Source organism: Algoriphagus namhaensis (assembly GCF_042649705.1).
Lineage (GTDB): Bacteria > Bacteroidota > Bacteroidia > Cytophagales > Cyclobacteriaceae > Algoriphagus > Algoriphagus namhaensis.
Window position 1 is genome coordinate 1,052,815 of sequence record NZ_JBHRZS010000007.1, and the last position, 11,545, is coordinate 1,064,359.

Here is an 11,545-nt window from a genome sequence, read left to right on the forward strand (position 1 = left end):
CTCCTGCCAGCTATTAATTATTTTTTTAAAAAACCCGGATATCAAGGGAATTCAAAAGTGGCTCTTTTTACTTACTCCACCATCAATTTTATACCTTCGTAAAATGAATAGTTCAGATGATCGGCTCATGTTTGACGGCAGAGATTTCCCAAAGCCATTGCGAGAGTCTATTTTTCAATCCTGGTTAGAGAAAGGGCGCGAAAGCAAAATTTCTTATGCCTACATGCTGGTGGTTTGGGATGAAGGCGAGGAGGAGTACATTCCAGTCTACACAGAAGATCGAGCAGATATTAATAGCTACGAAAGATTAGGGAATTCCTATGGAAGGCAATCTTTGGTAGCTGCCTACGACCTATTTTCTGAAGGAAAAGTGGCTTAATGCCACTTTTACGGTAGGGGACACTAAGCCATTAAATCTTTTCTATTTGGTAAATCCAACAGGACTTACTGCAAATTGGAATTTATCGGAGGAGGACCATCTGGTACAAAACCTTTATAGATATAGTCTCCTTTATTTTCTTTGAAATCAGCTTTCACAGCTTCTAATAATTCTGGATTGGTAAAGAGATCAATCATGGTCATCGAAAGCGCTTTGCCAGCGTAGGCCATTCCTTTATGCCCAATGGACATCCCACCTGCAGCCACTACGGCCCAAGAGTGCCAAGGTGTACCGTTGGGTGCGGTTGTGGCACGAAGTCTAATGGTGGGTACCACCCAACTTACATCACCAACATCTGTACTTCCACCCATGGAGTGCTCCTGAGTTTCCTCCATAGGCTCAATTTTGGAGACCAGACCAATTTGAGGCTTTTCGGTAGCTTCTTGAATTTTTCGGGCAAAATCCTGCTCTTCATCCGTATAGCTGATCGGCCCTAAGGTTTCTAGATTATTTTGTAAAGCTGCTGATCCTGTTCGATTCACTAACACTTCGTGTACTCCAGAAATGAGGTTCACCTTGTAGTCTACATTGGCCATAATAGCAGCACCTTCAGCCATGGCTTGAATCCGCTCATAGACTGGAATTAATCCATCCCTGCTGCTATCGCGAACTCTTACCCATATTCTGCTGTAATCTGGTACTACATTGACTACTTCACCGGCAGTTTGGATATGGTAATGAATTCGTACGGTAGGCTTCACGTGTTCGCGATAATAATTTATCCCCGTAGTGTACAGCTCCAGTGCATCTCCTGCACTTCGGCCATTCCATGGGTCGCTGGAAGCATGAGCCGCCTGACCAAAAAACTCGACTTGAAAGTCTACTAAAGCTAATCCTTTTTGTACTGCGGTTTGTGTTTCTGGTCCAGGATGCCAATCCATCACAGCATCCACATCGTCAAAAAGTCCAGCTCGAACCATCCATAGTTTGCCAAAGAATTTCTCTTCTGCGGGAGTACCATAAAAACGAACTGTTCCTTGAATTTCACCCTTGTCAATTAGGTCTTTGATCGCCGCTGCAGCACCAAGACTTGCAACACCGAATAAATTATGGCCGCAACCGTGACCTGGTGCGCCTTCATTTAATGGGCTTTTGTAGGGAACTTTGTTTTGAGAAAGCCCGGGAAGAGCATCAAATTCTCCCAGAATTCCAATAACTGGGCTTCCACTGCCATATTCTGCGACGAAAGCCGTGGGAATTTCAGCTACTCCGCGAGTTACCCGGAATCCTAGCTCTTCCGCATAATCCGCAAGTGCAGCAGAGGATTGGGTCTCCTGAAATGCAATTTCCTCAAAGGCCCAAATTCGATCGCTTAGATCGGTTAGTTCTTTAAATCGCTGATCGATGGAAGCCTGAACTTCCTTTTTCAGGCTTGCTGGGCTTTGACTTTGGGCGACTGTAATGTTGCTTACTCCTAAAAGGAATAAAAAAGGCAAAGACTTTGAAATGTGTTTTAGCATGTGTTCTGAGTTAAGACAGTTTCTAATCTACTATTTTTCGATTGGATTGAGTTTTTTTAATGGGCTCAAAATTTAAATAATTCGCTCTAGGGGACGGGTCAGGCAAGTAGGACCACCACATCCTTTTTGACTAATTTCTTGTCCTTCATATTCTATAACCTCGCATCCTACTTCTCGAAGTCTTTTTGTTGAAATGGGGTTTCCTTTTACAATCAGGCATTTTCGTGGTGCCAAAGCGAGGACATTACAGCCCATACTTTCAAATTCTTCCTCTGGACATTCCACGAGTTGGAATCCTCTTTTGAGCAACTCCTCTCTGAAGTAGATTGGCATCAAAGCAGAATAAACCATAGCCAAATCCTTGTCTAATGGACTGATGATGGACATCAAATGAAACACGTCCGTCGGACCTTTGTAATGTGGCAACTCCACCGTTAGCACTTCTATGCCTTTTGGCTCCAAAAGGGATTTGATTTGTCGGATTCCTTCGAGATTGGTCCGGTAAGTATGTCCTATTGCCAGCGTTTTTTCGTCCAGCCAGCACATATCTCCTCCTTCACAAGTTCCTGGCGATGTTATTTGTCCTAAAACAGGTATGCCCTTTTCTTCACAAAACTCTTGGATGGCTTTTGGTTCGGGTAGTCTTGCCTTTTTTCCCATGGTGCAAAAAATCATTCCATAGTCTGTGGCAAGAGAAGTGTCTCTGCAATAGATCGAATCCAGGCTGGTTTCAGAAGGAGGAAGTGCTAAAATCTGCGAGCCTTGAACTTGAAAGAAATCCATAAAATTTCGGTACTCTTCCAAGGAATCTTCAAAAATAACGGGAGAGAGGTAATTCAATTCCTTCCATTCATTATTGATTTTCATTTGATTCTTGAAAGCAGAATCTGCTGGTTTTAGAATGACTCGATCAATTTGACCGTACTCAGAATGACAAGTTTTCATTTATTCTTTTTGGTATAGTAATAGTAAATAGGAACTCCAGCGAGCAGACACACGCCTGACCAGACTAATATTTCAAGACCTGAGCCTAAAAATACCAGAAGGCAAAAGGCTAAACCAATTAGTGTGATAAGTCCATTTTTTAGACTTCGCGTAAAACCTCGTTCTCGACGATAGGCAAAATACCCATAAACCAAGACTGCTGACAGGTAAAATAGCAAAGAAGTTATGGTGGTGAGCTCAACCATGAATGTGTAGAGGTTTGTCAGCCCTTTGGTCACATTGAGAAGCAAGAGGATAGTGATAAAAACACCTGATACTACAACGGCCACGGCGGGTGAGTCTTGGTCATTCAAATAGGCCATGGGCTTGGCGAGCATTCCATCTTTTGCCATGGATTGGGCAAGTTGTCCTTGAAGGAGAATGTAGCAATTCAATGCCCCAAAGGTGGATATACATGCACCGATAGCCACAAGATAACTTGCCCAAGATCCAAATATCCGGGTGGCTGCATCGCTCAGTGGCGCCGTACTTGCAGCTGTTTCTTCGGGAGATAACACCCCAAAAATCGAAACAGTACTCAAGACATAAAGAAAGACCACTACTAGGACCCCGATAAGGGTTCCTCTAGGGATATTGATACTTGGATTCTTGATATTATCTGCAGGAATAGTGGCAGCTTCGATTCCTAAAAAGGCGTAGAAGCAGAGCAAGGAGGCACCAGAAACTGCTGTAAATGCGGATTCTCCCGAAAGGTTGAAGGGAGTAAAGTGCTCGACATTAAAGAAGAAAAAGCCTCCAATGGCTACGACGATTACAGGGATTATTTTTAGGATAGTAGTGGTGACCTGGATATTCCCTCCAGAACGAACTGAGCGGCTATTTACATAGGTTAAGGTCCAAATAACTACAAGAGCTACTATAGGTGCAAAAAGAGGGGATTGAGAGGTCGAAGGAAAAAACACGCCTAAGTAGCCAGCAAAAGTTAGAGCTACGGCTGCATTGGTACTCCACATGGAAATCCAGTATCCCCAGGCCACAATGAAGGCTGGGAAATCCCCAAAAGCCGCCTTGGTGTATGCGAAAGATCCACCATTTTCTGGGATAACTTCGCTCAGTTTGGAAAATGTCTTGGCAAGTACAATGGCTCCAATGGCGGCAATCAACCAACCGAAGAGGCCTATAGAACCAAATGATGCTAGGGAGGCAGGAAGCATAAATATTCCAGAACCAATCATTCCTCCTGCGACGAGGGAAATAACAGTGATAAGGCCAAACTGTCGCGAAGGAGTTTTATTCAATTGAAAAAAGGTATTGAACCGAAATGATTACTTTAGATCAATTGAAGATAAAGGAAATCTATGAAGAAGTATCAAATCCACGAAGACATAGCCCAGGCAGAGACTTTGTCATCGGATTTCTATAGATCACAAGACGTATTTGACGCACTGATTGAAAAGGTTTTTGCCAAGTCTTGGCAGTGGATAGGGGATGATGCCTCATTGAATTTAGATGGTATTTGTAATCCGAGGGTGTTTTTAGAATTTGGCTTAGAAGAACCCATGCTATTGACGCGAAATAATGGGGAGCTCCATTGTCTTTCAAATGTCTGTACCCATCGAGGGAATATCCTCTGCCATTCGTTGACTAAGGCCAAACAGATCACTTGTGCCTATCATGGCCGAAGGTTTAATCTTGAGGGTGAGTTTTTGCACATGCCCGAATTCAGGGATGCTAAAAATTTTCCTAGAAAGGAGGACAGCCTTCATCGCTTTCCTTTAAAAAAATGGGGGACTTGGCTTTTTACAGCCTTGGAAAATGTGATGGATTTTGAGGTGGTTTTAGAAGCTATGAACGGAAAAGTAGGCTTCTTGCCTTTGGCAGATATGCGCGAGGACAAAAGCCGAAACAAGGATTACCTTGTAAATACGCACTGGGCACTCTATTGTGATAATTATTTGGAGGGGTTTCATATCCCATTTGTTCATGAAAGCTTAAATGCGGCTCTGGACTATGGGAAGTATAAAACGGAACTTTACCCACTTTGTAATGTGCAGATCGGATACTCCAAAGGTGGAGAGCATGTTTTTGACTTACCTCCCGATCATGAGGATTTTGGTGAGCAAATCTCGGCCTACTATTTTTGGGTTTTCCCCAATATGATGTTCAATTTTTATCCTTGGGGTTGTTCAGTCAATGTGGTGAAGCCAATATCCCTTAATCGAACCAAAGTCAGCTTTTACAGCTACGTTTTAGATGAACCCAAATTAGATCTTGGAGCAGGTGTTTCCTTGGATAAAGTGGAAAGGGAGGATGAGTTTGTGGTGGAAGGAGTTTATAAGGGAGTGGGCTCGCGAGTGTATAAAACGGGTCGCTTTTCACCGAAAATGGAAAAGGGTGTTCATCAGTTTCAAAGATTACTCGCCCAATATTTGAATGACTAGTTTTTCGAAAATTTAGATATGTCTAACCAAATGTGTTGATTCTACCTCAGCCTTGGCGAGTTGAGCAGTTTTTTTCTCCGCTTGTAAACTTTTCTTTTTTGCTGCGGCATTCTTCTTCTAATTTCCCGATCTAAACTTTAGACAAATGAAAATTCTATCTTCTTTATTCCTTTTGGGGGCTTTTTTTGTTACAGCTAATGTCACTTTTGCGCAAGAAGCTCCTCCACAAATAGATACCCGGATTTATGAGATTATTGAAAATACATCGGCCGAACGGATTGAGGCAGATATTCGAAAACTGGTGAGCTTCGGTACGCGAAATACCTTTTCGGACACTCTTTCTGATACTCGGGGAATAGGCGCGGCCAGAAGATGGATCAAAGCAGAGTTTGAGAAGATTTCGGCAGAATGTGGCGGTTGCCTAGAGGTTTTTTATCAGAGAGATCTGGTGACAAAAGAAGGAAATAGCCGTGTGCCCAAAGATGCCTATGTGGTAAATGTGGTGGCAGTACTGAGAGGAACTGATTATCCTAACTCCTATGTGATGATGTCAGGAGATATCGATTCCAGAGCTTCCAATACCATGGATTTTGAGATCGATGCTCCCGGAGCCAATGACAATGCTTCCGGAATGGCAGGAACCATTGAGGCTGCTCGAGTGATGTCCAAATATAAGTTTAAGCATAGTGTGGCTTTCGTGGGGCTGTCTGGAGAGGAGCAGGGGCTATTTGGTGGAGCAGGCTTAGCGAAATATGCTCAGGAAAATGAATGGGAAATCGTGGGTGTTCTGAACAATGACATGATTGGAAATATTCAGGGAGTGGATGGTGTGATTGACAATAGAGCATTCCGAATTTTTTCAGAACCTACTCCTGCCAATGAGACTGAGCAGCAAAGAAGAGCCAGAAGATTTACAGGTGGTGAAGTGGATGGAAACTCAAGACAATTAGCGCGATATATCCATAAACAAGTAAAAACCTACATGCCAGAAATGAACCCAATGATGATTTACAGACTAGATCGTTTTGGGAGAGGCGGACATCATCGACCATTTAATGATCTGGGATATGCAGGAGTTAGAATCATGGAAGCGCATGAAAACTATACCCAACAACACCAAGATATCCGTGTGGAGGATGGCATTGAGTATGGAGATGTAATCAAATGGGTAAATTTTGACTATGCAGCAAAATTGACTTCTGTAAACGCTATTTCACTTGCAGGTCTTGCTTGGGCGCCAGCTGCACCTAAGGATGTGCGAATTGGTGGTGCCGTAAGACCAGCAACAACTCTCGCTTGGGAAGCCAGTGAAGATGATAATGTAGCAGGATATAAAATCTATTTTAGAGAGACTACCTCACCTACTTGGGATAATTTTGTGTACGTTTCTGGAGTGAATGAGCATACCTTAGAAGGTATAGTGATCGATAATTATTACTTCGGTGTAGCTGCTGTAGGAAAAGATGGGAATGAATCTCCAGTCGTTTTTCCATTACAGCAAATTCGTAGGAGATAAGAAGCTTTTACTGGTAAAAAAGAGGAAAGAAATTTAAACCTGCTTATGGTAATTTCTTTCCTTTTTTGATAAGCTTCAGACCCCAATCATAGTGACTGGAGGTGGCGGAGATCAGGTAGGCAGCCAAAGAAGTACTTCCAGTCCAGTGATATCTTTTTTTCTTAAAGAGCTCTTCATCACTGTGTTTTTCAATCAAGGCTCTTATCTCTTCATGGGATTTTAGGAAAGCATTTTTCACCTCGTTTAAGTTCGATTTCTGGTACTTCTCAAGAATCCATTTATTCATGTCAGAAGTAGTTTTCCAAGTGTATCCTTTGGCTGGCATTTCGGGTTTTTGCCCTGACATTCCTATTTGATACCATTCTAACATCATCAAGTGCCAGTGATGTAAATGAGCCAAAACATCCCGAATATTTCGATTCATTGTTTCACCATGAAAATCAGTAAGTTGATCCTCCTTGGATAATGCATTGATATAATCTAGAAGCTTCTGAAAATTTTCATGACTTTGAGCTAGTAATTGAACTTTGGTTTTCGGTCTGGGCACACTTAATGGACTTTTTGTTTAACTCCCCAAATAAGTATAAGATTATTTTCCGATAGAGCCAGCATAGACAACAAAAGCTTTACCAGGGTAAGGGTATCACTGGAGCGACGGTCACGCGAAAATGATGTTGAGGACCAAAAGTGTCAGGTGATGCAATATAGTACCAATACTGAGCACCAAATCGAACAGGAACCTTTCCGAATAGAACAACTTTTTGAAATCCTGTCCCCAATGGTAGAGTTAATTTGTTTCCTGATTCTGCTCTATGATTGTAGGCATAGGTAGGAGTGGCATTTATTTGCCATCCATTGGATAGATTGATTGTATAAAAGTATTGACCCGCTGTCACACTTGTATTGGCAGTGCCGTCCGATGCTACCCAAAAATCATCCGGGAGAATAGTAGTGGTAGATGGGTCGGCATCGGACAAATTACCGACTCCAAATGCATGACTAGCTATAAATCCTACGGCTCCAAAATTGGTCAATTTGGCGATCATCATTTCCGGACCTAACGTATTTTGGCGGGATTTTAAGGCTTCGTTAGATGCTGTTCGGAAGCCGGCAAAAACCCCTACAAGCGTGATCCACTTTGAAGGCCATGTCTTTCCTATGGCCAAATCCGCACTTATGTTTCCCAAACCACCTTTTGATTCAAAACCATTGTCTCCAATTACAGGCTGAGAAAGGTAGATTGGGATTAATGGTCTTAAATAGAGGTTTATACCTTCTGAGATAGGAAAAGGTAGCGATGGTTGAAAATTAAGAACATACCCATTTTGCGCAGCATTATCCACTTCACCATTGTATCGAATATAGTCGATCGGAAAAAGCATTTGACCTAGCGTAGCATTAGGGTTCGCTAATTGTTTGGCTAGATCAGCTGAACTCTTTCCTTCTGCGTTTTCAGATTGAGAATATGCGGTAAGACTTATTATAAAGGAGAAGAGGATTAGTCCAAGTGGTTTTAGCTTTTTCATCTGTACTTAAATATTTGTGCCGAAGTATATTTTTAAAACTCAAATTTTGCCATAAACTGAAGGCGAGCGGCATTCCCAAAAGCGTCATTCGCGGTTCTTTGTGCTCCCCACATATATTCTATGCCGGTTGAAAAATTTTTATCATAGTGCTTCACCAGGTTCAAGTGACCGATTCCACCTCTTTTTAAAGCAAAAGGAGCTCTCTCATCTGGTGCTTTAAGCCAGCCATATGCATAATTAAAGTTAGACTCTAACGTGGGTGCCCATCTATGCATAAAACCCACCATGGCAGAAAGCCCTGCTATGGCATCTAATTGACCATTTTCCTTTAAAACCGCATTAGCATTGCTTCCTGCAAATGCAATTATATTTTCCCCATAAGCGTCGCCTGCGCTCACATTAAAGGTGAAATAGTTGTTTTTACTTTTTCCAAAATATTGTCTTCCAGCGATGACGAAAGACAGCTGTGGGATTTGATCACTTGGACCAGTATCACCACCATCCCAGCGTAATTGTGTCAGACTTGCTCCTAGGAAAAGTACTCCTGTTTTCCATCTTTTGTCCAGTCTGAGCGCAAATAGGGGAGTTTGAATGTTAGCTTTTCCATCAAGATTCGTTGGATTTTCGATACCAAGTGAAGCAAGGTATTCTAGACCCACATAAAATTTTACTGACTCGCTTAGAGGTTTTTGATATCTAATCTGTACACTTCTGCCACCGAAAAGCGCATCCCCCGCAGCAAAATCAATCATAAAAGCCATTGATTCTAAGAAAGAAAGCGTAGTCCAAGTCTGACCAATGATAAAACTACCTGCTGTGATATAAGCATGTCGTAATCGAAACCGATTACCCTCTGTGAAGAAATCTCCTTCAACAAAGGCTTGTAAGGGAATCTTATCCTCTGCAAATCTCCTTAAATCAATATTCACCCTGGTTTCTTTTGCAAAAAAAGAAACGTAACCCTCGTCTCCGAACTCTTCTTGTCCTTCGACAGGAATCGTTGACATTAAAAACTGATTCGGATCTCGTGTCCCATCAAAATCATAGACAAAATCTGTTTTCAAGTAACCACCTATTTTCACCCGAATGGCAGTCCCAAACATGGGCCAAGAGCCTTTGAATTCTGGGTATGCCAGCAACTCGCTGGCGGTAACTAAAATTGATTCTTTAAGGTCTCCTTCAGGAATAATGAGGTTTTTCACAGTATCGGGGACCATTCGATTCTGAGAAAAACCATAACCACTTAAACTGTAGATAAGAATCAGTATCGGGAGTAGAATTGATAGTTTTTTCTTGATCATGATTTTGAGTCAATCATACCCAAAGTAAAAAAGGATTTAACTAGGGTTTGAATTTTAGAGGATGCAAGAAAATCGTTTAAAACTCCTCCAGATTATCAAATATTTGATAAAAGAAGCCAATTGATTTTGCATATTCTTCCACTAGAATACGTTCATTGACACCGTGAAATCCTTTAAACTCTTCGGTATTCTCTAATTGGATAGCCGTGATCGTATAGACATCAGGAGCAAAATCTCTCGCTTGAAAGTGCTTTGAATCCGAGCCACCGACCACAAAGAACGGTGATACTATAAGGTCGTTTCCGTAAACCTGGCGGATGGTTTTTTCTAGCATAGTGTAAGCGGCGTTGCCCACCTCGGCAATATTGGTAGCTGGAGTGGAGGCGGATATATCACGAATGCTGATGCGATCGTCTTGTATAGCATTTTTTACATGCTCAATGATTACTTCTGGTGTATCTCCCGGCATGGGTCTGAAATTAACTACAGCAGTAGCTGCAGGAGGGAGGACATTATCCTTAACGCCAGCATTGAATATGGTGGTTGCAATAGTCGTATGCAGCATGGCTCGTGTAACTTCATTTTTTGACATAACATCAATGAATTCTTGTTCCAGTTCGGTCATTTCATCATCTTTTCCGAAAGCCACAGCAGCATATAGAGGCTGATTCGCTTCGTCCAACTCTGGGCCCATGTAGAGATATTGTGAGCGAACGGCTGGATGAATTTTATAAGGAAACTGGGCATCTTCGAGCTTCACTATGGCTTCTGCTAGAATACCAATATTAGATTCCTCTGGTGGCATAGATGAGTGACCTCCGATACCATTTATAGCCAACTCTAGACTGATAAATCCTTTTTGAGCGATCCCAATAAGAGCGGTATTAGCATCAATTCCTGGGAAAATACCAGGGGTTAAAGGAGCTGACTCATCCATTACATAGGCGAATCGCTCAATTCCACGAGCTTCTAGTACATCTGCGATGGCTTTTGCACCTTCTGCACCACCTACTTCTTCATCTTGTCCAAAAACAAAATAAATAGTTCTGGATGGTTGCCAGCCCTCTTTTATTTTCATTTCTGCAGCTTCTAGAATAGCGTGCACCTGATTTTTGTCATCTAAGACACCTCTTCCCCAGATATAGCCGTCTTTTACCGTTCCAGCAAATGGATCTACTTTCCATTCATCTCTGGAATCTTCAGGTACCGGCACCACATCCATATGGGCATAAAAAAGTGCAGGCTCAAGTGATGGGTCTTTGCCTTCCCAGGTATATAATAAACTATAAGGCCGAGGATCTCCGTGAACCTCTTTGCTCAAAGTCTTATGAACTTCTGGATAAGAATCTTCTAAGAATTGATGATAGCTGAGGAATGCCTCGGTATCAAAATCCTCTCTGTCTTGGTTCGAAATGGTTTTGTAAGTTACTGCCTTCGAGAGCCGATCTATGGCAGCATTCAAATCAACGTCTATTGAAATCTGCTCTACTCCTGTCATCTGCTTCGAGGTAAATTCCTCTAGATTAATGGTTTCAGTTTTTTCTGGCTGGCTGCAGTGAAATAAACAAATCGAGATTAGTGAAATGAGTATTTTGCTTTTCATGATTACTATATGTTGCGTTTTCAAAATTATTAAAAATAATGCCTAATAAGTATGACATTTATCAGTTATACCCATTACCTCAAAAATTAAGACAGCAACCTATTAGTGATTTGCACAGCAAAAGGAATAAAAATTACTCATGAGCTAAAACAAGTAGCATTTTTTAAGATAAGATTAAGAGAAAAACTATTTTTCACCGAAGAGCAAGATAATCTAGATCTGACAATGTTTCTTATGTAGAAACAAACAATCACAATTGTTCACTGAATTATTGGATGAATTTTTTGAAAAAATAGCTATTCCCACGGATAGCC

At 41.7% G+C, this 11,545-nt stretch carries 10 protein-coding genes; 3 read left to right on the plus strand and 7 right to left on the minus strand.

What is annotated here, in order from left to right; genetic code table 11:
• Positions 1–103: 103 nt before the first annotated feature.
• Positions 104–379 carry a hypothetical protein gene (locus ACFOSV_RS12840; RefSeq protein WP_377906414.1) on the plus strand — a complete coding sequence of 92 codons (276 nt, stop codon included), beginning with the start codon at positions 104–106 and terminating at the stop codon, positions 377–379.
• Positions 380–444: 65 nt separating this feature from the next.
• Here ACFOSV_RS12840 and ACFOSV_RS12845 read toward each other — a convergent pair whose 3' ends face one another.
• From ACFOSV_RS12845 to ACFOSV_RS12855, 3 genes are all read right to left on the minus strand, one after another.
• Positions 445–1,899 (minus strand): amidohydrolase, encoded by a 1,455-nt coding sequence (locus tag ACFOSV_RS12845; protein WP_377906415.1) that lies wholly within the window; start codon positions 1,897–1,899, stop codon positions 445–447.
• 72 nt (positions 1,900–1,971) lie between these two features.
• On the minus strand, positions 1,972–2,844 hold the full coding sequence (locus tag ACFOSV_RS12850) for a dimethylarginine dimethylaminohydrolase family protein (protein ID WP_377906416.1): 873 nt from the start codon (positions 2,842–2,844) through the stop codon (positions 1,972–1,974).
• Positions 2,841–4,142 (minus strand): APC family permease, encoded by a 1,302-nt coding sequence (locus ACFOSV_RS12855; RefSeq protein ID WP_377906417.1) that lies wholly within the window; start codon positions 4,140–4,142, stop codon positions 2,841–2,843. Before ACFOSV_RS12855 ends, ACFOSV_RS12850 begins: the two co-directional genes overlap by 4 nt.
• A 60-nt stretch (positions 4,143–4,202) precedes the next feature.
• Between ACFOSV_RS12855 and ACFOSV_RS12860 the strand changes: the two genes are divergently transcribed.
• Together ACFOSV_RS12860 and ACFOSV_RS12865 are read left to right on the plus strand one after the other, a co-directional pair.
• The gene (locus ACFOSV_RS12860) at positions 4,203–5,285 is read left to right on the plus strand and encodes an aromatic ring-hydroxylating oxygenase subunit alpha (RefSeq protein ID WP_377906418.1); all 1,083 of its coding nucleotides are present in this window, start codon (positions 4,203–4,205) and stop codon (positions 5,283–5,285) included.
• Positions 5,286–5,430: 145 nt separating this feature from the next.
• Positions 5,431–6,801, plus strand: coding sequence for a M28 family peptidase (locus tag ACFOSV_RS12865; RefSeq protein ID WP_377906419.1), 1,371 nt, complete (start codon positions 5,431–5,433; stop codon positions 6,799–6,801).
• Between the two features lie 43 nt (positions 6,802–6,844).
• On the opposite strand, the gene ACFOSV_RS12870 is transcribed toward ACFOSV_RS12865, so the two are convergent.
• From ACFOSV_RS12870 to ACFOSV_RS12885, 4 genes are all read right to left on the minus strand, one after another.
• Positions 6,845–7,348: a ClbS/DfsB family four-helix bundle protein gene (locus ACFOSV_RS12870; RefSeq protein WP_377906420.1), complete on the minus strand. Its 504-nt coding sequence runs from the start codon at positions 7,346–7,348 to the stop codon at positions 6,845–6,847.
• A gap of 79 nt (positions 7,349–7,427) precedes the next feature.
• Positions 7,428–8,327, minus strand: coding sequence for a hypothetical protein (locus tag ACFOSV_RS12875; protein WP_377906421.1), 900 nt, complete (start codon positions 8,325–8,327; stop codon positions 7,428–7,430).
• A 32-nt stretch (positions 8,328–8,359) separates the two neighbouring features.
• On the minus strand, positions 8,360–9,628 hold the full coding sequence (locus ACFOSV_RS12880; RefSeq protein WP_377906422.1) for a DcaP family trimeric outer membrane transporter: 1,269 nt from the start codon (positions 9,626–9,628) through the stop codon (positions 8,360–8,362).
• A 76-nt stretch (positions 9,629–9,704) separates the two neighbouring features.
• Complete coding sequence (locus tag ACFOSV_RS12885; RefSeq protein ID WP_377906423.1) at positions 9,705–11,231, minus strand: M20 family peptidase; 1,527 nt, start codon at positions 11,229–11,231, stop codon at positions 9,705–9,707.
• Positions 11,232–11,545 lie beyond the last annotated feature (314 nt).

Coding starts and splice junctions, on each gene's coding strand:
- ACFOSV_RS12840 (WP_377906414.1), top strand. CDS start 104: ATGAATAGTTCAGATGATCGGCTCATGTTTGACGGCAGAGATTTCCCA.
- ACFOSV_RS12845 (WP_377906415.1), bottom strand. CDS start 1,899: ATGCTAAAACACATTTCAAAGTCTTTGCCTTTTTTATTCCTTTTAGGA.
- ACFOSV_RS12850 (WP_377906416.1), bottom strand. CDS start 2,844: ATGAAAACTTGTCATTCTGAGTACGGTCAAATTGATCGAGTCATTCTA.
- ACFOSV_RS12860 (WP_377906418.1), top strand. CDS start 4,203: ATGAAGAAGTATCAAATCCACGAAGACATAGCCCAGGCAGAGACTTTG.
- ACFOSV_RS12865 (WP_377906419.1), top strand. CDS start 5,431: ATGAAAATTCTATCTTCTTTATTCCTTTTGGGGGCTTTTTTTGTTACA.
- ACFOSV_RS12875 (WP_377906421.1), bottom strand. CDS start 8,327: ATGAAAAAGCTAAAACCACTTGGACTAATCCTCTTCTCCTTTATAATA.
- ACFOSV_RS12880 (WP_377906422.1), bottom strand. CDS start 9,628: ATGATCAAGAAAAAACTATCAATTCTACTCCCGATACTGATTCTTATC.
- ACFOSV_RS12885 (WP_377906423.1), bottom strand. CDS start 11,231: ATGAAAAGCAAAATACTCATTTCACTAATCTCGATTTGTTTATTTCAC.